This window comes from Thiomicrorhabdus chilensis DSM 12352, assembly GCF_000483485.1.
Taxonomy (GTDB): Bacteria; Pseudomonadota; Gammaproteobacteria; order Thiomicrospirales; family Thiomicrospiraceae; genus Thiomicrorhabdus; species Thiomicrorhabdus chilensis.
In genome coordinates this window covers 1,003,443-1,027,280 of sequence record NZ_KI519609.1, presented here as the reverse complement: position 1 = coordinate 1,027,280, position 23,838 = coordinate 1,003,443, and the positions used below count along the sequence as shown (strand labels likewise).

Genomic DNA, 23,838 nt, shown 5'->3' with positions numbered 1-23,838 from the left:
ACAATATCAACACGCGTTGAGCGCTTCGCATGTTAAAATACGCGCACATTTCTTTTCAGATTTAAGGTACCGCTTTGCAATGAAAACCTCTAATTTACTGTTATCCACTACCCGTGAAACCCCTTCCGATGCGGTCGTCATCAGTCACCAGCTGATGATCCGCGCCGGCATTATCCGTTCTTTAGCCGGCGGACTTTATAACTGGTTGCCGCTTGGTGTACGTGTATTACGGAAAGTAGAGGCGATCATTCGCGAAGAAATGAACCGTTCAGGCGCGCAAGAGTTGTTGATGCCGGTGGTTCAACCTCTGGAATTATGGGAAGAGTCCGGACGCCTAGCCGATTACGGTCCAGAGCTACTGCGTTTTAAAGACCGCCACCAACGCGATTTCGCTTTGGGGCCAACGCATGAGGAAATCATCACCGATTTGGTTCGCAAGGAGATTCGCAGTTACAAGCAATTGCCAATCAACTTCTATCAAATCCAGACCAAATTCCGTGACGAAATCCGTCCGCGTTTCGGCGTGATGCGTTCACGTGAATTCATCATGAAAGACGCCTACTCTTTCCATATGAATCAAGAGAGCCTGCAGCAGACCTACGACGACATGTACGATGCCTATAATCGCATCTTCACCCGTCTGGGCTTGGATTTCCGTCCGGTGCAGGCCGACACTGGGTCCATCGGCGGCGAAGGTTCACACGAATTCCACGTACTGGCCGATTCGGGCGAAGACGACATCGCTTTCTCGACCGGTTCCGATTACGCTGCCAACGTTGAATTGGCCGAGGCCTTGGCACCGCGCGGGGAACGCCCGGCACCGAGCTCTGAATTGACTAAAGTCGAAACTCCAAACAAACATTCCATCGAAGAGGTCTGCGACTTTTTACAGCTTAAGAAAAAAGTCGTCGCCAAAACCATCTTGGTCAAAGGCGCAAACGAAGAGACTCCGGTGGTTGCGCTGGTAGTGCGCGGCGATCACGAACTCAACGAAATCAAAGCCATGAAATTGGATTTAGTAGCCGAGCCGTTTGAAATGGCCAGCGACGAAGCCATCAAAGCCGCGGCGGGTTGCTCAGCCGGTTCCATCGGTCCGGTCGGTTTGGAAATCCCGGTGATTGTTGATCGTACCGCGGCCAACATGAGCGATTTTGTCTGTGGCGCCAATGAAGACGGTTTCCACTTCACCGGTGCCAACTGGGATCGCGATACCACGCCATTCTTGGTAGCTGACCTCCGTAACGTCGTCAAAGGCGACCCTAGCCCATGCGGCAACGGCAAAATCGAAATCCGCCGCGGCATCGAAGTGGGTCATATCTTTCAATTGGGCAACAAGTATTCGCGTGCCTTGAACGCCACGGTACAGAATGAAAACAGCCGCTCGCAGATTTTGGAAATGGGCTGTTACGGCATCGGCGTCACCCGCGTGGTTGCCGCTGCCATCGAACAGAACTACGACGACAAAGGCATTATCTGGCCGGAAAGCATCGCACCTTTCCAAGTGTGCATTGTTCCCATGCAAATGCACAAGTCTCCACGTGTGGCCGAAGTCGCTGAACAGCTTTACACAGAGTTGACGGAAAAAGGCATTGAAGTGTTGCTGGATGACCGTAGCGAGCGTCCAGGGGTCATGTTCTCCGACATGGATCTGATTGGTATTCCGCACCGCATCGTCATTGGAGAGCGCGGCTTGGACAAAGGCATGTTGGAATACAAAAACCGCCGTGACGAAAAATCCCAGGATGTTGCTCAAGAGGGTTTCATCGACTTTCTGATGGAGAAACTGGGCCAATAATCACTCTTTGAGCTAACGATAACAAGCGGCGTTAATGCCGCTTTTTTTATGTCGTAGAAACTGGACAGGCCTGTTCACTCATGACCCAATCACAAGTACTTTTTAGCATAGAATAAGTTAATGTAATGCCTATCAGAATCCGTTAAAATGAAAATGTTGTTCCGATCAATGTATTCAAGATTAAATCGAGGTATTTAATATGCGAACAAACATACTGATAGTAAGCCTGTTTATGTTTTTAATGGCCGGTTGTGCCAGCAATCCCAATAGTTCGCTGGCAATGCAATGCGAAAACGGCCTCGACATTGCCTATAAAGAGCTCGACTATGCCAAAGCCAACGGTTTTGATGGTACGGTCGAATACACCAAGGCGCTTAGTCTGTTAAGCGCTGCAAAAATCCAACAACAATTTGGAAAATATCCAAATTGCATCGATAAAGTTGAGCGCGCCCGCGAGTATATCAAAGCGTCACAACGTTAAGCTATAACGATTCGAACCTGGGCTAGCGAATCTTTTACGTTGCGCCCAGCCCTAAGTGAAATCACGATTGCTAACACAAAGGACGCGAGCTAGCGCTCGCTCCTGCCCCCTACCAGATCAGATCGTCAGGCACGGCAAACTTAGCATAGAAATCCCGATCTTCCTCAGACATCGACTCTTCCGCTTCGGCCAATGGAATCAACAGGGCAGCATCACGTTGTTCGACTTTTTCAGCGGCTTCTCGTGACAACAGCACATAAGCATTATTAAAAGAGACAATGCGTATCTCGCCGTTCACCAGTTTTTGACGGGTCTGTTTATTGACCTGAAGGCTTTTGACTTTTTTCTCATCCGCAAAGTGGTAAGTCAACTCTCCTTCATATCCGCGCAGGCGATTGGATTCAATCAATTGACGCAAAGCCGCTTGTTCGGCCTTTTGCTGCTGAGCTTGTTCACGCTCCAGATTCAACTGGCGATCGCGTTCTGCTTTCTTACGGGCGGCTTCGGCTGCAAGCTTGGCGGCCTCACTCTCGGCCTGATCGCCCCTTTTGCCTTTGCTTTTTTTGGTTTGCTGGTATTTCGCCTTCTTGGCCTGCTTGGCTTTTTGCTCGTTAATCAGGCCGGCTTTTTTAAGCTGGTCAAATAGGTTTCCTGCCATATCTTGTGCCCGTTCATTTAATGTGGTCTTATTCTACCGCATTCAACCAAGTCCAAAACAACAAAGCGTTAAGATTGAAGCCACGACTCGCAAAGCCATTATGCGTTTAAAGCGAACTGTGCTTTAATAAAAAAAACAATTAACAATCCCATAACAATTTCATCACAACCAATACCAACTATGCTTCATCCCGATTCACGCGCCAAAGCGCACCACATTCTGCTTGAAAATCAACAGGCCTGCCTGGATTTGAAACCTCTGATTCATAACCTGGAAGATTTCATGGCGCTTGCAAAACAGCATTCTCTGTGTCCGTCTGCCAAAATCGGCGGCGATTTGGGATTGACCAAACCCGGTGTCATCGTCAGTGAATTGGAAAAAGCGATTTTCGAAGCACCAATGGAAAGCGTCGTCGGCCCCATCAAAAGCGTGCACGGCTACCATTTGCTATGGATTAAAAAACGACATTTCGGTGACTCCAGCCGTTAATCTCAGAGAACTCTTTAAAAAAATCCCGGTCGTTATCACAAGGAAAATCAACGTCTTTTGATAAAATGGCTTATACTCTCTGCCCTTTTCCGTTTCCCTTTTACTTTGAGAACCCTATGAGAAAAACCTTTACCTTGACCCATGAAAAAATCGCCCCGGCCAGACGGGTAGAAGCCATCAAACACGAGGTTAAGAAATACATCAAAAGAGAGCGCAACAAAGCCTTGCCTAAAAGCGCCGACTTCTGGGATTTCGACTGCCGCTTCGGGAGCGACAAGGAAAGCAGTGTCGTGATTCATGTGGCCGAAATCGACCAGCACATCAATCAGGCCGAAACGGATAATCTGCAGAGCTTCTACTTGGAAATTCTCGCTAAGCCAGGAGTTCGTGTGGCAAGACCCCAAGAAGACAAGCCTGAACCAGAAGCAGAATTTGAATGAAGCCTGCCCAATAAAAAAAGCGGCTTTTACGGCCGCTTTTTTTATTGGGCTAATGCCTAAACCTTACCACTTCTTCTCAAAAAGCGATGAAGCAGTCTCTCGACACCTAATGCAACCAGGCCCACAATCAAGCCGATCAACAATTCGGCAAGCAGTATTGGCATGAACTCAATGGCATGATGCACCGCTTCAAGATTGTGGACAAAAATTCCCCCGCCTACCAGCAACATCGCCAGGGTACCGACCACCGAAAGCAGACGGATGATTTTGGGCAAGGATAGAATCAATCCACGACCGGTTTGCTCGGCAAGCAAGCGTTTGAAACCTTGATGTTTTTCGGAAAATTGCAAAAGTCCTAGGCCGACATCGTCCATTCGCACCAACAAAGCGACGATTCCGTAAACCCCAACGGTAGCCAGCAGAGCCACAAAAGTCACGGCGACAATCTGAATCGGCAGCGTCTGCTCGGAGACCGAACTGAGCGCCAAAATCACAATCTCAATGGACAAAATGAAGTCCATGAAAATCGCGGATTTTATCTTGTCGCTTTCTTGTTCAAGAATCTCGGTTTTGCTGTGAACGGTTTCGGCAACGGGTCTTGACTTGCTTGGATGAAACAGAAACTCATACACCTTGTGCGCCCCTTCAAAACTCAAGTAGACGCCCCCCAACAGTAATATCGGCTTTATCAACCAAGGTGCAAAAGCGCTCAATAAAAACGCAATCGGCAAAATGATCAGCTTGTTCTTAAATGACCCCTGAGTAATCGCCCACAAAACGGGGAGCTCTCTGGAAGCTTTGAAGCCGGACGCCCTTTCGGCCCCGACCGCTAGATCATCTCCCAATACTCCGGCGGTTTTCTTGACCGCGACTTTCGACATGGTGGCGGCATCGTCGAATAAGGTCGCAATATCATCCAGGATGACAAAAATCCCTGAAGCCATGACGTCTTTCCTTATCACGTTTGATGACTGGTTATCATCAGGCTTTTCAGTCCCACAATCAACCTCAGCATACCCGCAGCCTGAAACGCAATTAAAAATCTGGGTTGATGCCGGCCTAAGCCGGACTGAACGAACAATTGAAATTATGCTACGCTTGAGACCACCGATCAATTTTAAATGAAGTTTACAAAGTGACTATCAATCCGTTCAAATGGCTGAAGCGTCTGCTGATCCGTAGCACCCTGATTCAGCACCCCATCCCCCGTGGTATTTGGCATTCGCTGATGCATCAAGCGCGGATTTTCAAGGGCTTGAATTCAGTGGAAAAAGCCCATTTGCGCGAACTCAGCGTGCTGTTTTTGCAAAACAAAAATTTCATCGGTGCCCAACAATTGCAGGTGACCGAGGAAATGAAGGTGGCCGTGGCCGCACAAGCCTGTTTACCGATTCTTAAATTAGGTCTGGATTATTACGACGGCTGGCACGATATCATACTGTATCCTGCGACATTCAAGGTCAAACGTAGAGTGACCGACGCCATCGGTCTGGTGTCTGAGCAGGAACAACTTTTGGGCGGGGAGGCCTGGTCAACCGGGCCGGTGATTGTTTCATGGGAGCAGGTCAAGGCCAACCTGGTTGAACCGAAAAGAGGACACAATGTGGTGATACACGAATTTGCCCACAAATTGGACATGCTTAACGGTGTGGCCAACGGCCTGCCTCCACTGCATTCCGGCATGATTCGAAAAGAGTGGACAGAGGCTTTCAATTCAGCCTTTTCACACCTGCAATTTCAGACCGAGCATGGCTTGCGCCCCGACATAGATCCCTATGCGGCAACTTCTGCGGCAGAGTTCTTTGCGGTGTGCAGCGAATACTTCTTCAGGGCGCCGAATCAACTATTCAAGAAGTTTCCTGAGGTTTACCAAGCCTTAAGCCTTTTCTACCGCCAAAACCCGCTAAGGCGGCTGACAGAATAAACTGGATCGGGTTGCGCCCTGCCGGACAGCAGGGCTGGAAAACCTTACAACTGAACTCACTCCACCAGATAATCCATCAAAACGATATACATCCTTTCCAAGACTTTAATGTTTTGCTGTGTTATTTGATGATCACAATCGGGATGCTGCAAAGCCTCCTGATTGAGCTTCCATAGACGCTTGCAAGTTTGCAGGGTCACCCTTAATTCATAGGGCGTTGGATTTCCGGATTCCGCCCAATCGCCGGGCATCATATCCAACTCTCTGGAATGAAACTCCACCACCTTTCCCGAATCGGATGGAACTGTGTGCAAAACGGACTCTACGGATTCCAATCCACTGGTCATCTTAGGCTGTAAACTCGATACCGTTGCCATTGGCCTTCTCCCTGATCAAACGTAATAAAACGAAAACGGTGCTAAAGACCTTGTTTATGAATTACAGTATAAAGACCAAGTAAATTACTAGGAAATAAAACATTTGAATACACACATTAATCAAAACCTATACATAAGGTATCACAACCTTTCAAGTCCCCCTCCATTTAAGCTATTTAACGGCAGCATCGAAAACCATTTAAAAACATAAAACCCTTCAGAAGCGCTATAATTCTTCTATCCAAAAATCAGGGAAATACAATGGGAATTCAATGGTATCCGGGGCACATGCACAAAGCCCAAAAAGAAGTACGCGAAATCTTCAACCAGGTTGATGTATTTATCGAAGTACTGGATGCCCGCATACCTTTCAGCAGTCAAAACCCGCTGATTGAAGAGATTCGCAAAGACAAACCAACCATCAAAATCCTTAACAAGACGGATCTTGCCGATCCTGAAAAAACACAGGTCTGGCAGGAATTTTGGGAACGGGAACAGAGCGTGCAGACTCTGGCGTTTAATGCCCAACAATCCGACAAACGCGAGCAGGTTCTCAAACTCATCAAACAGATGGCGCCTGAAAAAGCCGATACGGTAAAAACCATTCACGCCTTGATTATCGGCATTCCCAATGTCGGCAAATCCACCTTGATCAACAGCATTACCGGACGCACCATCGCCAAAACCGGTAACGAACCGGCGGTGACTAAAAACCAGCAACGCATCAAGCTGGAAGACAACATTACCCTGATCGACACCCCGGGCATGCTATGGCCCAACATCGAAAACGAAAACAGCGGTTACCGCTTGGCCATCACCGGCGGCATCAAAGAGACCGCTTTTGAACTGCCTGACATCGCCTCTTACGCGGCGGAATACCTGATGCAAGCCTATCCGGAACCACTCAAAGCCCGCTTTGAATTGGACGAGCTGCCGCATAGCGACATCGAGTTTCTGGAAGCCATCGGCCGCAAGCGAGGATGTTTGCGTTCCGGCGGCCAGGTCGATCTGGACAAGATTTCACGGATTTTGATTATGGAGTACCGCGACCATAAACTCGGCGGCATCACCTTGGAAACGCCGGAAATGATGCAACAGGAACTCAAACAGGTCGAACTTTTGCGCCAGCAAAAAGAAGACAAGAAAAAAGCACGCGAAGCCGATAAGAAAGCGCGTCGCGCACGCCGTAAACGCAATGCTTAAAGTTGTTTAATCGCTCTGTTCTCGAGACTTTACCTCTCATTTTTTTGGACAGGCCTGCTCATTTTTATCTTTTCTTTTTGATTTGAATCAATAAAGGTAATATTGATTACACTTAATCTAGACTGGTTTTTTCTCTGCGTGATATGATGAATCTTCGTAAATTTATCATCGCAAGGATTGATAAAATGCCCGTTTCGTCCAATGATCAAGACCTTAAAACTCAAATACTTAATGCTCAGCCCAAGAAATCTTCAATCCGTCGCTGGGGGATTCCTCTAGTCATTCTTTCACTTCTTGGCGGCTCGCTTTGGTATTTCCTGCAAGGCCCGTCCAGCCATAATGGGGAATTCAACTACCAAACGGAGAAAACCTTTAAAGGCGACCTGACAGTGAAAGTCACGGCAACCGGAACCTTGCAACCACTGGATAGTGTCGAAATGAGCTCGGAGACGTCCGGAACGGTCAAGCAAGTATTTGTCGAGGAAAATGATCTGGTCAAAATGGGACAGGTTCTGCTTAAACTGGACACCACCACACTGGAAGCGCAGGTGGCACAGGCGAAAGCGAATGTCGAAGTTTCCAAAGCACAGGTTAAACAAACTGAAATCGCGCTATCCGAAGCCAAAACCACCTTTGAGCGCAAAGAGAAGCTCCTGCCCAGCCGGTTCGTTTCCGAAGAGGAACTGAACAACGCCAGATCAGCCTACCTGAAAGCCGAAGCCGATTTGGAATCCAGTCAAGCGCAACTTTTGCAGGTCAAAGCGACATTGGCCCTGCAACAGGATAAACTGCGCAAAGCCACCATCCACTCACCCTTTGATGGCGTGGTCCTGTCACGTGAAATCGACCCCGGGCAAACCGTAGCCGCCTCTTTGCAGGCACCGGTTCTATTCACTTTGGCAAGAAACCTGACCCAGATGGAACTCTTGCTGGACATTGATGAAGCCGACATCGGATCAGTCAAGGCCGGTCAGCAGGCAACCTTTACCGTGGATGCCTATCCCAACGAAAGCTTTACCGCCACCATTACCAAAGTGCATTTGGCTTCGGAAACGGTTGACGGCGTGGTCACATATCAAGCCCGTCTGATTGTAGACAATCCGGACGGCAGACTGCGCCCCGGCATGACGTCGACCGCCGACATTACCATCGTCGGAGTCAAAGATAGCCTCTTGGTGACAAAGGCTGCCTTGCGTTTCGAACCCCCAGTCGATGCCAGCGAAAGCTCCGGCAGTGTACTCAATCAGCTCATGCCTAGACCACCGATGCAGGCCAAAAAGAAAAAAGCCAACCATAATGTACCCCACGTTTGGGTTCTGCAAAACAACCAGCCAGTGATAGTTGAGGTCACCACGGGACTGACCGACGGTGTGAATACCCAAATTTTAAGTGGCCTTGAGCTCGGACAGGCCGTCATCATTGATACTTTTAACGAGAAGAAATGATGAACCAGCCTCTGATCGAATTCCGGCAGATCGTCAAAACCTACGGCACAGGGCTGGCTCAATCCACCGTGCTCAATGGCATTGACCTAAAGATTCAGGAAGGCGAATTTATCGCCATCATGGGTCACTCCGGTTCGGGAAAATCAACCGCACTCAATATTCTTGGCTGTCTGGACACGCCTACTTCCGGCCATTACCTGTTTGACGGCATGCAGGTTGAAAGCATGACAACCGGTCAACGGGCTCTATTACGCCGTTACTACCTCGGATTCGTCTTTCAGGGCTTCAACCTGCTTAACCGCACCTCGGCACTGGAGAATGTGGAACTGCCTTTGATCTACCGGGGCATGTCGAGCAAACAACGCCACGAATTGGCCATGGACGCATTGAAAACCGTCGGTTTGGAAGACTATGTCGATCACACGCCGGGAGAACTATCCGGGGGCCAACAGCAACGTGTTGCGATTGCTCGCGCCATTGTCACTCAACCCAAAGTGCTTTTGGCGGATGAACCTACCGGGAACCTCGACACTGCGCGTTCGCTTGAAATCATGGAGATTCTTTCCAACCTTAACCAGAAAGGCATCACCATTATTATGGTCACCCATGAAGAAGATATGGCCGCCTACGCGGACCGCCATATTCTGTTTAAGGACGGGCAAATCGTTTCCAAAGAGGAGTCCGGCCTATGATCTGGAATGCCCTGACACTCGCCATACGCGAAATACGCCGTAACCTGATGCGTTCCTTCCTGACGGTGCTGGGCATCGTCATCGGCGTGGCCTCGGTCATTACTATGGTCACATTGGGAAGCGGCGCAACCTTGCAGGTGACCCAAGATGTGGCCAGCCTGGGCTCCAATCTACTCAGCATCCGTCCGGGGCAACGAATGAGCATGGGGGTCCGCAGCAGCGCCGCCGCTTTCAAACTCGACGATGCGCTGGCCATTCAACGTGACATCCGTGGCGTAAAAGCGGTCGCCCCCATGTCGAGTGCGGCTGCGACCATCATTTACAGCAACGAGAACTGGTCGACCACCTTACACGGAACCACAACGGACTACTTTACCGTGCGCGAATGGGATACGGAATTAGGCAGAACCTTTACCGAGACAGAAGTCCGCGCTGGAAGAGCGCTGTGCGTCATAGGCACAACCATTCAGGAAGAGTTGTTTGGCACACTCAATCCGGTTGGCAGCAAAATCCGTTTCAACAAAATGGCTTGCCAGGTTATCGGCGTGCTCGAATCAAAGGGACAAAGCAGCTTCGGATCGGATCAAGATGACTTAATCCTGATGCCGTTAAAAACCTTTCAACGTCGCATCAGCGGCAATACCGACGTCGGTCGTATTCAGGTCGCGATACAGGAAGGCCTCGATACAGCCGACTACCAAACTAAAATCGAATCTTTGATGAGGGAGCGACGGCATTTATCTGACAATGAAGAAAACGACTTCTCGATTATGGATATGAAAGAGATCGCCAGCATGCTGAGCAACATCACCAAAGTGCTGACGATGTTGCTGGGAGCGGTGGCTGCGGTCAGCCTGCTGGTTGGGGGAATCGGCATCATGAACATTATGCTCGTTTCGGTGACCGAACGCACCCGCGAAATCGGGATTAGACTGGCAATCGGCGCTTTGGAAAAAGAGGTGTTGTTGCAGTTTTTGGTGGAATCGATCGTATTGTCTTCTTTTGGAGGGCTGTTTGGAATTTTATTGGCCATATTCGCGTCTTATGGACTCTCCGTTCTCATGTCGATTCCGTTAGTGTTTAACCCTCTTATTATTCTGCTGGCTTTTGCGTTCTCTGCTCTGATTGGAGTGATATTTGGCTATTTCCCTGCTCGCAAAGCCGCAAGGCTTGACCCGATTGTGGCTTTGAGGCATGAGTGAGCTTGCATCGTCTTGCAATCATCAACCCGTCCAACATCTAGACGCATTAAATATTGATTTAAAACAACATTTCATCAAAAAGCGCAAACATGGTGACCGCCTGGATTGACAATTCTAGTGGTCATTTTTAAGCTTGAACTGTGTATTTTAGATTTAACAAAGGTGGTCACGCTATGGCAATGCAAGTTCCAATCGAAAATCGAGAAACCGCTGGCAAAGCTTTAGCAGAACAGCTGCTGCACTACCGCAACCGCAAGGATGTCATTGTACTTGCGTTGCCACGTGGTGGCGTCCCCGTCGCTTTTGAAATAGCCCGCGCTTTAAAAGTGAACTTAGATCTTCTCCTGGTTCGAAAATTAGGGACGCCGAGTTTCCCGGAATTGGCCATGGGAGCGATTGCCAGTGGAGACATCAAAGTGCTCAATCCTCAGGTTATTCAAGCCTATGCGATCACCCAGACGCAAGTCGAGGAAGTCGAAGCCAAGGAGCGTGCCGAACTGCATCGCCGTCAACACGCCTACCGAGGACAAAAGCCTGTGCCAAATCTGACTGACCAGATAGTCGTCATTGTCGACGATGGCTTGGCCACAGGAGCAACCATGCACGCCGCGATTGATGCGGTACGCCTGCAATCCCCCCAAAAAATCGTTGTCGCGGTTCCGGTAGCCCCACCTGAAACCATTGATGCGTTACGTGACAGTGTAGACGAAGTTGTCTGCCCCATTCAGCCACACCAATTCTCATCCATTGGTCAATGGTATCAATCTTTTTCACAAGTCAGTGACGAGGAAGTCACGCAACTGCTCAATTTAGCATGGAGTGCAGCATGAATGCCTATCGGCTTCAAAACGGAACCCCTCAAAACCTCTCTGTGAATGCAGGCAATGTCGTACTCGACGGTGTGTTGACATGGCCGCAAAACGCAACCGGTCTAGTGGTATTTGTGCACGGCAGCGGGAGCAGCCGATTCAGCCCGCGAAACCAATATGTTGCCCAATTGCTGAATTCCGCAGGCTTGGCAACCCTGCTGTTTGACTTGCTGACTGCAGAAGAAAACCGGGTGGACGAGTTTACCCGTGAATACCGCTTTGACATTGACTTACTTACCCAAAGAACCATTGCCACTGTTGACTGGTTGAGTGAACACTCGGAACTGAGCAAACTCTCAATCGGCTTGTTTGGCGCCAGTACCGGAGCCGCCGCTGCACTGAATACCGCCAAATCCCGACCAAACGAAATTGAATGCGTGGTGTCACGGGGCGGTCGTCCCGATTTGGCGATGGCCTCTCTTCCGGAGGTTCTGGCACCGACATTGCTGATTGTTGGAGGACTTGACCGGGAGGTCTTGGAGTTGAATCAACTTGCCCAAAATGCAATGCAAGCGACCGATTGTGAATTGCAGGTGGTTGAAGGGGCGACCCATCTGTTTGAGGAAGCAGGCACACTAGAGACGGCCGCCTTAGCCGCAAAAGCTTGGTTTATCAAACACTTGTAGAAAATCACTGTCTGCCCTGAAATGCGGTTTGAAATACAATCGCCGAAGCACTTGAAACTTAACAGACAGGCGCCTGCCGATTCTGTAAAAGCAAAATCTGAGTGTGCTATCCTTCTTTTAGATAACGTTCTGCAACCTTTAGCGCTTCTTCGGCATTCATGCCCTGATGCATGAAATCATAAGCGATCTGCTGCTGTTCCGTTAAGAAGCGGTTCTCAAAATCGGCAATCATGGTTTTCCAGGCCTGACGGTCTTGTGACTGATCCGGCGTATGCGCCAATAATTTCGCCAACATGCCCAATGCCACCGTGGTTTCCGTCATCTCTTGATAGGCTTCGGAAAAACGCTCAAATTGACGGCCCAGCTCGCTTTTCAGAGACTCGCCCTGCAAATTGCTCAAGCATTGCTGCATATCATCCAACAAAGCTTCGCCCAGTTGGCGGCCCGACTGCATCTGCGACACCGCCAGATTCAAGGCTATGCCGGCTTCCTGATAATCCGCTTGATCAGTCGACAAAGGCGAACCGTCTTCGACGAAGTTAAATTCGGAAATGTGACTGTCCTGCATGGAAATCAACGCACTGTTGGCATCCGACATGACAATACGATGATGGGCAAGCAACTGGGAACTCGTCACCTGTGCGATGTGGCAGCCACAAAGATATTCACCGCCATCTTCACGTTGATGCACGATTTCAACCCCTTCCAAGCAGTAGGTTTCATCGGTATGGATATTCTTGATGCGCAGGCTTAACAACTGCTGGGGAAAAAACAGGTCGGGTTGCTGCACCCAAAAACTCAACCCCGTCAGATTGACGTCATGGCCTTCAAACGGCTCCGCAAACCGATGGTCTTCGTAATCAGTGACCAGAAATTCACGCGAAAAACGCGAGGACTGTCGTTGTTCCAAATCTAACTGAATCACAGTCTTCCCCTTCAGGTCACTTGGATTTAAAGCCCAATGCAATGCATTCCGATTCCGGCAACCAGCCAAGGCAACTTCTTACCTTCAGTGACTGGTAATTACGCACAATCGGCATCACCGTCAACAGACCCCATAGAATTTGATACCAGTGCCAGCCAATTGCAGAAGGCTGCTTTGCCCACCAAAGGTTATTGACGCCAAAGTGCTTGGTTTTGAAGAGCAAATGCAGCGCCAAACGCCAGTACTTGAAACCATATTGGATACGGGTCGATAACATATCTTGTTCCTGCTTAAATGAAAAGTCTTCCTCAGCCCCCAACAAAATGGACACCCTGGTTGAACACTAGTGTAATCTCAAATCAAATACACTGCCAGAGTCTTACTGTTTTTCCAGCTCTATCATCGGCGTGTTTTCTTTGTAAACCGTGCTACCAAGAGGGGCGTGAATTCGCACCACCTTAGCGGCATAAGGTGCCCGAACGGTATAGTATTTTGACCAGGCCTGTGCCATTTTCAACTCGGCTTTGGCTTTGGCTAAACTCGATTTAGCCAAATCATGCTGCAATTGCGCCGCGTCCAAGGTACGTTTGGAAGTGACCGTACGGTCATACAAATCCAAGCCCTGTTCCAACTCGATTTTGGCGTCATTGTATTGCGCCTGCTTCAGCGCCACTTCCGCTTTCAGGTAGTCTAATTTAGCCTGATACAGCTGTTGATCGACTCTAAGCAGCACGCTGCCTTGCTTGACACTCTGTCCCTCTTCCACATTAATCTGAGTGATTTGCCCCGCAACCAAGGATCCGATAGTAGCGGTCTGCGCTTGCGCCTGAAGTGGCAATAACCCCAAGCAAACGCCTAAGGTCAAAGCGCCAAGCATGGTTCGGTAAGTGTGACTGAATCGATTTAAGATCATGATGGATTTCCTTGCTTTGGCTTAGAAACAGCCGGTTGAGTATCTTCAGAAACGGCCTCGGATGGAGATGAAGTCAGGCGACTCTCTCCTGTCAGATAATCCAGCTTCGCCCATAACATGGCTTGCTTGAACTGCCAGGCCACCTGATTGTAATTGGCTTCAGAAAGTCGAACCATAGAGTCGCCGATATCGGTCGCGGTTTCGTTTTCATAAAGTGCACGGCTGTAATCGAGATACAAGTCTGCGTAATCTCCAAACACCAAATTCTGCTGTTTTTCAGCCTGCAACATTTTGATTTGGAAATATAGTTCGGCGACTTCATCCCTCAGAGCCTGTTGCAAAAGTCGAGTTTGAGCCTTAAGCTCTTCAAGTTCGGCTTTGGCTTCACTGACTTTGGCGGCCGTCAGACCACCATCATATAAAGGAATGTCCAACGTGAGGCCCACCTGCCAATTGCCCTCGCGGATCTCAGGGTAACTCGACAACTTTCCGGCCCATGCATCCAACGAGAGATTGGGTTTATTTCCAGCCTGTTGACTTTGCAAAGCCAACTGCGCGCCTTGCATGCGTTGTTTGAGTGCAGTTAACCGACTGTTATTATCCAACACCCGCTGCTGTAAGACTTCCAGTTTTAGATCTTCGGTTTCGCGTTGAGAGTAGTTTTCCAGCTTTGGAAAGCTCAATTCATCGGGTCGGGCCTTAGGTAAATCCAGAAGGTTCGCCAAGGTGAGTCGTGTTTGCAACTGGTTATATTCAGAGCGTGTGCGTTTCACCATAATACGTTCATACTCGCTTTCCATCTGCAGGTACTCGACATCGGAAATGCGCTCGAGCTCCAATCGATCTTTAGCCTTATCCAAACCCACGTAAGCAACGGCCATGGCTTCGTTGTCGATTCGATATTGAAAATCCGCCAACAGCACATTGAAAAAACTCTGCATGATCTCGAGCTTCATTCTTTGTTCGGCATCGGCATAAAGAATGGTTTGTGCCTGCTGCTTGGCACCGAGTGCATCGACCAGATTCTGATTACGGTCGAAATCGTACAACGACTTCTGCACGTGCAAAGCCGCCAGATGGTAATCCTCATCCTTTTCGGCATATTCACGCCAAGCCAGACGCCCGACAAGATCGAGTTTGAAATTGTCTGCGGCATCCTGCGAAGCCCGTTGTGCTTGAAGCTTGTCAAGCAGAGCCTGCTGGGAACTTAGTTGAGGGTGCTCTGTCAGAGGCAACGACAGGACATAATCCAAAGTCAGTGGATTTGGCAGAGTGGCCGCATTGGCCACCGATGATGAACAGAAAGGCAGGCTCACAACCAATCCTGCCTGCAGCAGTGCACTTTTTAAAGACGCGCGCCAGGAAGGCTTCATTGGATAGACGTTACTCACGAGCCGCTCGCTTCTGCTGACGTTTGTATTTGGTGAACGACATCTGCTCATAAGCTCCGTCCACGACGTAATCGGCCAACCACTTGAACTCTTCCTTGGTGCGTGTCGGCCCGGTGTACTTGAGAATCGGCTTGCCATCCAGATCAAAAATCATCATCACCGGCGTTGCACGCACCCGGTATTTTTTCTCGGACATGTCTTGTGCGGTTGAAACGGTGCCATCAAAATCGGTGACCTCATTGCTGCCTTCGATGTCCACTTCAAACGTTAAAAAGTGTTTTTTAAACAATTTGATCACGTCGGGTTCGGTCATGATGGTCGTGCGCATACGATGGCAGAACGGGCACTCTTCCATGTGAAAAAAGATGAAAATGCCTTGTTTGCCGTTCTCTTTGGCCACCTCAAGTTCTTCTTGATAATTGCCAAACGATTCATCAAAAAAACTGGCGGCTTGCACCCAGGCTGAAAAACTCAAACTGCCGACGGTTACCGCCGCCAACAACCAAACTTTAAACACTTTTTTCACCTTACGCTCCTTATTTGATTGCAGTGTGCGTATTGAACCCGCGCTACTGATTCTGTTTTTCGCTGAAACGTTGAATAAACTCTTCCAGCATTTTCTGATCGACCATTCCGGTTCTCGCTGCCACCACCGTTCCATCCGGTGCCACCATATAGGTGGTCGGCAGTCCCTGTAATTTCCCTAAAGGGGTGGTTCGACCATCGACCTTCTGCTTAAAACGAACAATCGGATAATTGATCATTTGCGACTCGGCGAAGGCTTTGACTTTAGCCGGGTCATTGTCTTCGTAGTTCACCCCAATGACAATCGCGTCCTTGTCCTTATGGGCTTCATGAAACATCACCAAATCAGGGATTTCCACCAAACACGGAGGACACCAGGTGGCCCAAAGGTTCAAAATAACCCACTTGCCTTTATAGTCGGATAACAACGAGGCTTTGCCATCCAAATCGACCAGTTCAATGGGTTCACTCGGTGGCTCTGCGAAGGCTGACGAAGCCATGCCCATCATAACAAAGACCGAGAAAATACGTAACATTCTCAGCGTATTGATTTGACCTTTTTTTAGTGAATACCTCATAGCTTGCATGCTGTTCCTTTTTAGATAATTTGAAAAATTCGATTCCATTTGAACAGGCCTGTCGATGACAACTTAAACCCGCCACTTGAACAACGAAACCGAGAAAATACGACTGATTTAAATCAACTGTGTCCTAACACCTTTTTGACAAACGGCAGAGTCAGACGACGTTTTTCAACCAAGGTTGCCTGCTCCAACATCTTAAGCACCGCCAATAGCTCCTGAAGATCGCTGGAAAACTGCTTGACCAGATAATTTCCAACTTCAACCGGGAGTTCAAAGCCCAGACGTTTAGCGTGGCGCTGCAAGGCCATGATGACCTCCTCTTTCTCATGCAAGACCGACAATTTGATAGGCAAAACATTCATCAATGCTTTGGTTAATTCAGGCGTCACCAAAGACCAGTCCAAAACCGGTTGTTCGCCGGCCAAAATCACATTATGGCCCTGTACGCTCGACTTCGTCAACAGATTGGCCAAAGCCAATTCCCACTTGGGCTGGCCGATAATCTTATCCATATCATCCAAGCAAACCAAGGGAGTCTGCTCCAGCCCGATCAATACATCCGGAATCAAAGGCAAACCCGCGTCCTGCATCGGCAAATACACACTGGCGCGCCCTTTTTCGGTGACATAACGGCATGCGGCCTGCAACAGATGCGTTTTACCCGCTCCACTTTCCGCATACAAATAAAAGGCACCACCTTTGGCCTGTTTAAGCGCCGACTGCAAGGCGTTTAAAGCCACCGCCAACGACTCTTGCTCGGTCACGAAGGTCTCAAAGCAAGCATCATCCCTTAAGCCAATTTTCAGAGGCATCTGTACAAACATCTAGCGCTCCTCTCTTAAATTGGTTTCATATTCTTTGGACAGATCGATCAACTGCGTCTCCGGCCGTTCGGCCAAACCGCGCAATTTCAATTCCACCTTGCCTGTCAAGGCGCTTTCAGAAAGCAAGCGCGCGTTGTCTATACGGCTGAACAAAGCCACCAAAGATTCGTATCGGCCTTGATAAACAACCTCAAACTCAGCTCTTTGTCCCTTGATTGAGTTCAATGAGACTTGATGAATGGTGGGTTTCTGAGCCACTAAATAGGATTCGAGTTCAATCAACTGTTCGGCACTGGCAACCTGGTTGATCCCCAGGGTTGCGACGCCCAATACGCTTGCGTTTTGACGATAACCATAGGAGTAATTAGCCATCAAGCGATCAAACATAGCCTCCATCAAAGCAGGCAATTGCGCTCCCTGCTGCTGCCCGGAAAACAACTCTGTGCCGCTGGCCGAATAAACTCGCCACTGCAGTTCATACTGCTGGCTATTAGATTTGGTTACCTGAAAAGTCAGCAAATACTGGCTGGCGCTCTCAATCAAACGCTCCTGAATATCGGACGAGCCTGCGCCCCCCGCAAGCGGGTAAATCCAGCCTTGGTTACCTTCTGGAAAATCCAGAGGCAAAGCCAACAAACCAGGATAAGCTCGAAATTCTATGTCAGGACGGTAACTGAGGGTTTCCGGATTGAGTTTCAAGATCGATCCGGCCTGCACAAAGGAACCATACACCAGGGTTTCAGGCCTTTCTGAAAGCGGCCAAATCAGAATCTGACCTGTCTGAAATGCTTTTAGCATTCTCTGTCGATCAAACACCAATACCAGATTCTGCCCAACCGTCACCCCTTCCTCTTTACGAGGTTCAAAATAATAGCTGGTCAACCAGGCTTTGGCATCCGCCACAAAGGCTTTACCTTCCTCCGAACGCAAAATGGCATGGTCACCGGTCAAGCGCACCAGCAGATGTCGCATGCCTTGACGGATTTTATCGTTTAAATCGGGGGACTTAACCACCTTGCCCGAGGCATCGATTTCGGGATCAAACGTCTCCACCAGATTAAATAAACTCGGTGTGCCGTTTGAACCCGAATTGGCCTTAACCGCATTTAAAGGAATAAATGCCATTAACAACGCGATTAGAATAAAACTTCTCATATCTGACTCTTAAATTTTCGTTACAATATCATAATATTTTTTAGTGTACTCGGTAGAGACTTTTATAGAGACTTTTGCACAGCCATTATCCGGCCACTCAAGTCTTTTGGGTTTTCTTACGGATGTGCCGCATTAACAAAGCCTTTTAATTGGAAATTAGAAAAACGCTATGACTTCAAACAACCAATCGATCAGCTACAAAGATGCCGGTGTTGATATTGATGCAGGTAATGCATTAGTTGATGCCATCAAGCCCATTGCCAAAGCCACGGCACGTCCGGAGGTCTCCGCTTCCTTAGGTGGATTTGGAGCCTTATTCGAACTGCCAATGGACAAGTACAAAAATCCGGTATTGGTCTCTGGAACCGACGGGGTCGGGACCAAATTGCGTCTAGCAATTGACAGCGGCAAACATGATCAAGTTGGGATCGACTTGGTGGCCATGTGTGTCAATGATTTGATTGTACAGGGTGCCGAGCCACTATTCTTCTTGGATTACTATGCTACCGGTCAGCTTGATGTTACGGTCGCGACCGACGTGGTCAAAGGCATCGGTGAAGGCTGTTTGCAATCCGGCTGCGCATTGATTGGTGGAGAAACGGCCGAGATGCCGGGCATGTACCCTAAGGGCGACTATGATTTGGCCGGTTTCTGTGTCGGCATTGTCGAAAAAGCCGATCTGATTGATGGCACCAAAGTCAAAGCCGGTGACGTCATGCTTGGCTTGGCTTCTAGCGGCCCGCACTCCAATGGTTATTCCTTGATTCGTAAAATCATCGAAGTTTCCAATGTTGACTTACAAAAAGATATTGACGGCCAACCATTGATCGACGCCCTGATGGCTCCGACAAAAATCTATGTTAAATCCCTATTGGAATTAATGAAGTCGGTTGAAATTCATGCCGTCTCTCACATCACCGGTGGCGGTTTACTGGAAAACCTTCCTCGCGTCATGCCTGAAAACACCATGGCTAATATCAATACCAACAGCTGGAAGCGTCCTGCGGTATTCGATTGGCTGGAACAAGCTGGCAATCTTGAATATGAAGAGATGCATCGCACTCTTAACTGCGGGATTGGCTTGGTCATCGTGGTGGATGAGAACGATCAGCAGAAGGCGGTTGATGCCCTAACCAAAATGGGTGAAAGTGTGACTGTGATCGGGCAAATCGAAGCCTCGGATCAAGCAGAACCAAGCGTTTCCCTATTTAAGGGATAGCCAGCCTGCTGGCTGGCAAAGCAACACGCCAGCCAACTATCTGGCCTCTGAAGTCTGGACACACATCCACGAGAGGCCATTTTAATGACCATCCGAACAAACCGACCTATGAAACTACCACTGCGCATTGCCGTTCTCATCTCTGGAAGCGGTTCTAATCTTCAAGCAATCATCGAATATCAAAAACAACATCCCGAGCTATACGAGATTGTTCTGGTTCTATCCAATAAAGCCGACGCCTATGGTTTGGTGCGTGCGCAAAACGCCGGCATCGAGCACCTGGCCATCGACCACCGGAACTATCCGGATCGTGCCGCATTCGATGCCGCTTTGCAAAAGGAACTTGATGTCAAACAAGTCGATCTGGTTGTGCTGGCAGGCTTCATGCGCATCCTGACTGACGGTTTCACTGAACATTACTTGGGAAGAATGCTCAACATTCACCCTTCCCTGTTGCCAAAATACCCGGGACTGGACACTCATCAAAAAGCCATTGATGCCGGCGATTCCAAACACGGGCTGAGTGTTCACTTCGTGACCCCTGAGCTGGATGGCGGACCGGTGGTTCTACAGGCAACGGTTGACGTATCACCCAAGGACAATGCGCAAAGCCTCCAGCACAAGGTTCACCTCAAGGAGCATCTTGCTTACCCGCGAGTGATTGCGTGGTTTGCACAAGGAAAATTGAAATACCAAAATGGGCAGGCCTGGTTCAACCAAAACCCGCTTGAAAAACCGTTACAATATGAAGAAATCGAATCGATCTGAAACCTCCGAAAAAACGATTTAAGGGGTGTTTTCAAGATTCGCTAAAGGAGTTTATCCACATGCTTCATCTCATAACTCGCTTTTTCAACTTGCTGCTATCTTACACCCAGGCCGCAAAACAAAGTGCGGCACTTTGCTTTGGGCTGCTTCTACCTGTTTCCATTCAGGCCGCCACCCTGCCTGAGTTTAACGCAACATTTGCAGTTGACGCCTTTGACATCAAGCTGGGCACCTCCAGCCAAACCCTCAGATGTGTCGATCAGGAATGCGTTTTAACCGCCACTGCCAAACCGAGCGGCCTGGCAAGTCTATTCATCAAAGAGACCACCGAAGAAAACATTCGCCTTAAACAAACCGACCAGCAGCTCACCTGGCAAAGTTACCTGAAAAAAACCATCACCCGCGATTCCGTTAAAACCGTGCATTTCGCCAAAACCCAGGAAAATCCTCCGCAAGTACATTATGTCGAAAAGGATCGTTTCTGGCCGTTGCAGAATAGACTCTATGACATGGTTTCGATTGCTTATGCCTTGCAGTTCTACCGACTCAACCAGCAGCCTTTAACCGGTTTCCACCTGCAGGATACCGGTTATCAGGCCGCATTGGACATCAAGCTGGTTAAGCCTGACGACGTCCTTGAATTGGCTGACCTGAAAACTAAGATTGACGCCGAACAGTATCGCTTTGAAACCAGCAAAGCCAAAGTCAAAATCTGGTTATTGCCAAGATATGACTACTTTCCAGGTCGCATTGACGTTTATAATATCGAATCTGAGAAAACCATTACCCTGTTACTAGAAGAGCCACCCAAACCATTATGAAACTGAGCGACCGCGACATCATCCAACACCTTAAAGTGGGCAAAATCACCATTGAGCCGCAACCTCCACAAGAAAAAATCAAAGGCATCAGTGTGGATTTGCGCCTCGACAACCGCTTCAGGGTATTCAACGATCATACTGCGCCTTATATCGATTTAAGCGGCCCGCGTGATGAAATGCAGGCGATTATGGATACCGTCATGGGGGAAGAGATTCTAATCCCGGAAGGAGAAGCTTTCTTTCTCCACCCCGGCGAGTTGGCGTTAGCGGCGACCTTTGAGTCCGTCACCATTCCCGACGACCTGGTCGGCTGGCTCGATGGCCGCTCCAGTCTGGCACGCCTTGGCTTGATGGTGCATGTGACCGCACACCGTATCGACCCGGGCTGGCATGGTCAGATCGTACTGGAAATTTTCAATAGCGGAAAACTCCCTCTGGCTCTACGCCCTGGCATGGACATCTGCGCCATCAACTTCGAAACCCTGTCCAGCGCTTCCGTCAAACCCTACAACAAACGGTTGGATGCCAAATACCGCAACCAAAAAGGGCCCATCGCAAGCCGTATCAACCAAGATCAACCCGAAGAAGTGCAGCTGGATTTGCTAGGTGATTAAACGCATTTAACCCTGTATGCCATGCAAAACATTGGGGCTGAATCTTAACATTCAGCCCTGCATTCCACCCGCCTTTAAAACTTCACATGGCTTTTAGCCATTTTTACTTTACATTTTCCCAAATTATCCGATAATCCGTTTTATCTAAAAAATACCCGACCTTAATCAATATAATCCTGAAAAGACTTGAATATTTTCTCGTCCCGCCCCCTCTTCAGCCCTTTAAAAAAGGTAATCCGTTTATGAACATTGGCTTTATTATTGCAGACTGGGATCAAATCGAACCGCTCAAAAACTCCACCATACTCGTGATTCGCGAATGCTTGAAACGGGGGCATAATGTTTTCATTCTCTACCCGAGAAACCTCACCGTGCGAAACAATATCGCCTATGGCTACGTAAAAAAAATCGAGAAGATGGAAAAAATCCCGGAAAACATCACCCAGTTCTACAAAAAAGTCACGTTCAAACAAACCCTCACTCCGCTACATGGTTTGGACAGTCTGATGATTCGCAAGGATCCTCCGATCGATCCGATCATGTTTAATTTTTTGGATGCCATCAAAGACGAATGCGTCATCCTCAACGATATCGACGGCGTGCGTAAAGCCAATAACAAACTCTACACCACAACCTTTAATGACCCCAACAACAACTTTCTGCCGATTACCTACGTCTCCAAAAACAAAGAATTCATTCGCCAGACCATTGATGAAATGCCGGGCGACAAGGTGATACTAAAGCCCCTAGTCGGCTCTGGTGGACATGGAGTAATCGTTCTGGAAAAAAATGCCCAGTCGAACATCAACTCGATTCTGGACTTTTACATTCACGGCCAGGGAGACGACAACTACATCATTATCCAGGAGTACATAGAAGGTGCCGAAGACGGCGATGTGCGTGTACTGATGCTGGACGGAAAGTTCCTGGGGGCCTACAACCGCAAACCACCAGAAGGTGATGTGCGAGCCAACATCCAAGTGGGCGGCACCGCACACAAATACAAAATGACCGATTCACAAATGGCGGTATGCCGTAAAATCGGACCGCGACTGGCCGCTGATGGTCTTTATTTTGTGGGCGTGGACATGATTGGCGATAAAATTTTGGAGGTCAATGTACTCAACCCGGGCGGCATCAGCAACATTAATAAACTAGACAAGAAAAAGCTGCAGATTCAAGTGGTCGATTTCATTGAAGACAAGGTACACGAAAAAGAAGAAAAGCGAGCCGATTTAGAATATCTGTTGAAGCGTCTGAGCGACTTCAGGCAGTCCGAAAATTAACGGATTGGCCTGGCATCAGCCTGAGATTATCCATAAATAACTTGCGCCTCACTGAAAGTGGACAAGCGCTTTTAACACCCCACTCCCCTAATCCAAAACTGGAGAAATCATGTCTAACCTATTAAAAACGCTGATTTTTACAACACTTTCCGCAACCCTGATGCCCGCTCATGCGGAGAATATGTCCTCTATGAACAATCAGGGCATGCAGCAGATGATGATGCAGATGCAGAAAATGCAACAGTGCCTGCAGCAAGTGGATGAAAATGAACTGCGCGCTTATGAAGTTCAAATCAATCAACTGGAAACCGAATTAAAAGCGCTTTGTCAGGCCGGAAAACGTGACGAGGCGCAAAGCAAAGCGGTGGAATTCGGAAAACAGATCAATCAATCCAAAGCCTTCCAACAGATCCAGAAGTGCACTCAGGAAATGCAGAGCAACGACTTTATGCCGTCCTTTCCAACCTTAAAGACCGATGAAAACGGCCAACCTCAGGGTCATATCTGCGACGAGTTCAAATAAAACAATTGGGACTTTTCAAAACCGACAGGCCTGGTGTGCATATAGTGTTCACCAGGCCTGCCGGTTTTGATTTAACCTAAAATAAACTT

28 protein-coding genes are annotated in these 23,838 nt (G+C 48.7%); 17 read left to right on the top strand and 11 right to left on the bottom strand.

The genetic code is table 11. From position 1 onward, the window contains the following. Window positions 1-79: 79 nt before the first annotated feature. Both B076_RS0104915 and B076_RS0104910 read left to right on the top strand, forming a co-directional pair. Window positions 80-1,795: a proline--tRNA ligase gene (locus B076_RS0104915; protein ID WP_028486333.1), complete on the top strand. Its 1,716-nt coding sequence runs from the start codon at window positions 80-82 to the stop codon at window positions 1,793-1,795. A 199-nt stretch (window positions 1,796-1,994) separates the two neighbouring features. Further along, window positions 1,995-2,276, top strand: a complete 282-nt coding sequence (locus B076_RS0104910) for a hypothetical protein (protein WP_028486332.1) — start codon at window positions 1,995-1,997, stop codon at window positions 2,274-2,276. A gap of 109 nt (window positions 2,277-2,385) precedes the next feature. Here the strand turns inward: B076_RS0104910 and B076_RS0104905 are convergent, their stop codons facing one another. Beyond that, on the bottom strand, window positions 2,386-2,934 hold the full coding sequence (locus B076_RS0104905) for a DUF2058 family protein (RefSeq protein WP_028486331.1): 549 nt from the start codon (window positions 2,932-2,934) through the stop codon (window positions 2,386-2,388). 180 nt (window positions 2,935-3,114) lie between these two features. Here B076_RS0104905 and B076_RS0104900 point away from each other — a divergent pair, with 180 nt between their 5' ends. Both B076_RS0104900 and B076_RS0104895 read left to right on the top strand, forming a co-directional pair. Further along, the gene (locus B076_RS0104900; RefSeq protein WP_038150426.1) at window positions 3,115-3,423 is read left to right on the top strand and encodes a peptidylprolyl isomerase; all 309 of its coding nucleotides are present in this window, start codon (window positions 3,115-3,117) and stop codon (window positions 3,421-3,423) included. A 116-nt stretch (window positions 3,424-3,539) separates the two neighbouring features. Then, on the top strand, window positions 3,540-3,863 hold the full coding sequence (locus B076_RS0104895) for a DUF6172 family protein (RefSeq protein ID WP_028486329.1): 324 nt from the start codon (window positions 3,540-3,542) through the stop codon (window positions 3,861-3,863). A 56-nt stretch (window positions 3,864-3,919) separates the two neighbouring features. Here B076_RS0104895 and B076_RS0104890 read toward each other — a convergent pair whose 3' ends face one another. Continuing rightward, on the bottom strand, window positions 3,920-4,807 hold the full coding sequence (locus B076_RS0104890) for a DUF808 domain-containing protein (protein WP_028486328.1): 888 nt from the start codon (window positions 4,805-4,807) through the stop codon (window positions 3,920-3,922). Between the two features lie 191 nt (window positions 4,808-4,998). On the opposite strand from B076_RS0104890, the gene B076_RS0104885 reads away from it, so the two are divergent. Then, the gene (locus B076_RS0104885; protein WP_084205708.1) at window positions 4,999-5,787 is read left to right on the top strand and encodes a M90 family metallopeptidase; all 789 of its coding nucleotides are present in this window, start codon (window positions 4,999-5,001) and stop codon (window positions 5,785-5,787) included. Window positions 5,788-5,843: 56 nt separating this feature from the next. On the opposite strand, the gene B076_RS0104880 is transcribed toward B076_RS0104885, so the two are convergent. After that, on the bottom strand, window positions 5,844-6,164 hold the full coding sequence (locus B076_RS0104880; RefSeq protein WP_157753515.1) for a hypothetical protein: 321 nt from the start codon (window positions 6,162-6,164) through the stop codon (window positions 5,844-5,846). A 261-nt stretch (window positions 6,165-6,425) separates the two neighbouring features. Between B076_RS0104880 and ylqF the strand changes: the two genes are divergently transcribed. The 6 genes from ylqF to B076_RS0104850 all read left to right on the top strand — a co-directional run bounded on the left by ylqF (window position 6,426) and on the right by B076_RS0104850 (window position 12,201). Then, entirely contained in the window at window positions 6,426-7,367 is a 942-nt protein-coding gene (ylqF, locus tag B076_RS0104875) for a ribosome biogenesis GTPase YlqF (RefSeq protein WP_028486325.1), read from the top strand. Window positions 7,368-7,552: 185 nt separating this feature from the next. Next, window positions 7,553-8,812 (top strand): efflux RND transporter periplasmic adaptor subunit, encoded by a 1,260-nt coding sequence (locus B076_RS12125; protein WP_038150778.1) that lies wholly within the window; start codon window positions 7,553-7,555, stop codon window positions 8,810-8,812. Next, window positions 8,809-9,504: an ABC transporter ATP-binding protein gene (locus B076_RS0104865; protein ID WP_028486324.1), complete on the top strand. Its 696-nt coding sequence runs from the start codon at window positions 8,809-8,811 to the stop codon at window positions 9,502-9,504. Before B076_RS12125 ends, B076_RS0104865 begins: the two co-directional genes overlap by 4 nt. Then, a complete protein-coding gene (locus B076_RS0104860) occupies window positions 9,501-10,706 on the top strand; it encodes an ABC transporter permease (protein ID WP_028486323.1) in 1,206 nt (401 codons plus the stop codon). The genes B076_RS0104865 and B076_RS0104860 overlap by 4 nt, the downstream gene beginning before the upstream one ends. Window positions 10,707-10,879: 173 nt before the next feature. Then, a complete protein-coding gene (locus tag B076_RS0104855; RefSeq protein WP_038150424.1) occupies window positions 10,880-11,536 on the top strand; it encodes a phosphoribosyltransferase in 657 nt (218 codons plus the stop codon). After that, a complete protein-coding gene (locus B076_RS0104850; RefSeq protein ID WP_028486321.1) occupies window positions 11,533-12,201 on the top strand; it encodes a dienelactone hydrolase family protein in 669 nt (222 codons plus the stop codon). The genes B076_RS0104855 and B076_RS0104850 overlap by 4 nt, the downstream gene beginning before the upstream one ends. 106 nt (window positions 12,202-12,307) lie before the next feature. Here the strand turns inward: B076_RS0104850 and B076_RS0104845 are convergent, their stop codons facing one another. The 8 genes from B076_RS0104845 to B076_RS0104810 form a co-directional block, all read right to left on the bottom strand. After that, a complete protein-coding gene (locus B076_RS0104845) occupies window positions 12,308-13,126 on the bottom strand; it encodes a PilZ domain-containing protein (RefSeq protein WP_028486320.1) in 819 nt (272 codons plus the stop codon). Window positions 13,127-13,142: 16 nt separating this feature from the next. Next, window positions 13,143-13,403, bottom strand: coding sequence for a hypothetical protein (locus B076_RS0104840; RefSeq protein ID WP_028486319.1), 261 nt, complete (start codon window positions 13,401-13,403; stop codon window positions 13,143-13,145). A gap of 102 nt (window positions 13,404-13,505) precedes the next feature. Continuing rightward, window positions 13,506-14,039, bottom strand: a complete 534-nt coding sequence (locus B076_RS0104835; RefSeq protein ID WP_245566317.1) for an efflux RND transporter periplasmic adaptor subunit — start codon at window positions 14,037-14,039, stop codon at window positions 13,506-13,508. After that, the gene (locus B076_RS12120; protein ID WP_169721407.1) at window positions 14,036-15,430 is read right to left on the bottom strand and encodes a TolC family protein; all 1,395 of its coding nucleotides are present in this window, start codon (window positions 15,428-15,430) and stop codon (window positions 14,036-14,038) included. The genes B076_RS0104835 and B076_RS12120 overlap by 4 nt, the downstream gene beginning before the upstream one ends. Beyond that, complete coding sequence (locus tag B076_RS0104825; protein WP_038150423.1) at window positions 15,423-15,956, bottom strand: thioredoxin family protein; 534 nt, start codon at window positions 15,954-15,956, stop codon at window positions 15,423-15,425. Before B076_RS0104825 ends, B076_RS12120 begins: the two co-directional genes overlap by 8 nt. Window positions 15,957-15,999: 43 nt before the next feature. Further along, window positions 16,000-16,542 carry a TlpA disulfide reductase family protein gene (locus tag B076_RS0104820; protein WP_245566316.1) on the bottom strand — a complete coding sequence of 181 codons (543 nt, stop codon included), beginning with the start codon at window positions 16,540-16,542 and terminating at the stop codon, window positions 16,000-16,002. A gap of 113 nt (window positions 16,543-16,655) precedes the next feature. Continuing rightward, entirely contained in the window at window positions 16,656-17,363 is a 708-nt protein-coding gene (hda, locus tag B076_RS0104815) for a DnaA regulatory inactivator Hda (protein ID WP_028486315.1), read from the bottom strand. Beyond that, window positions 17,364-18,518: a DUF2066 domain-containing protein gene (locus tag B076_RS0104810; protein ID WP_038150422.1), complete on the bottom strand. Its 1,155-nt coding sequence runs from the start codon at window positions 18,516-18,518 to the stop codon at window positions 17,364-17,366. A gap of 169 nt (window positions 18,519-18,687) precedes the next feature. On the opposite strand from B076_RS0104810, the gene purM reads away from it, so the two are divergent. The 6 genes from purM (at window position 18,688) to B076_RS0104780 (ending at window position 23,749) form a co-directional block, all read left to right on the top strand. Further along, window positions 18,688-19,737, top strand: a complete 1,050-nt coding sequence (gene purM / locus B076_RS0104805) for a phosphoribosylformylglycinamidine cyclo-ligase (protein ID WP_028486313.1) — start codon at window positions 18,688-18,690, stop codon at window positions 19,735-19,737. Between the two features lie 108 nt (window positions 19,738-19,845). Then, window positions 19,846-20,505, top strand: coding sequence for a phosphoribosylglycinamide formyltransferase (gene purN, locus B076_RS0104800; RefSeq protein WP_028486312.1), 660 nt, complete (start codon window positions 19,846-19,848; stop codon window positions 20,503-20,505). Window positions 20,506-20,564: 59 nt separating this feature from the next. Continuing rightward, window positions 20,565-21,326 (top strand): DUF3108 domain-containing protein, encoded by a 762-nt coding sequence (locus B076_RS0104795; RefSeq protein WP_028486311.1) that lies wholly within the window; start codon window positions 20,565-20,567, stop codon window positions 21,324-21,326. Next, window positions 21,323-21,940, top strand: coding sequence for a dCTP deaminase (gene dcd, locus B076_RS0104790; RefSeq protein ID WP_028486310.1), 618 nt, complete (start codon window positions 21,323-21,325; stop codon window positions 21,938-21,940). Before B076_RS0104795 ends, dcd begins: the two co-directional genes overlap by 4 nt. Window positions 21,941-22,182: 242 nt before the next feature. Then, window positions 22,183-23,226, top strand: a complete 1,044-nt coding sequence (gshB, locus tag B076_RS0104785; protein WP_028486309.1) for a glutathione synthase — start codon at window positions 22,183-22,185, stop codon at window positions 23,224-23,226. Window positions 23,227-23,335: 109 nt separating this feature from the next. Continuing rightward, window positions 23,336-23,749 (top strand): hypothetical protein, encoded by a 414-nt coding sequence (locus B076_RS0104780; protein ID WP_157753514.1) that lies wholly within the window; start codon window positions 23,336-23,338, stop codon window positions 23,747-23,749. Window positions 23,750-23,838 lie beyond the last annotated feature (89 nt).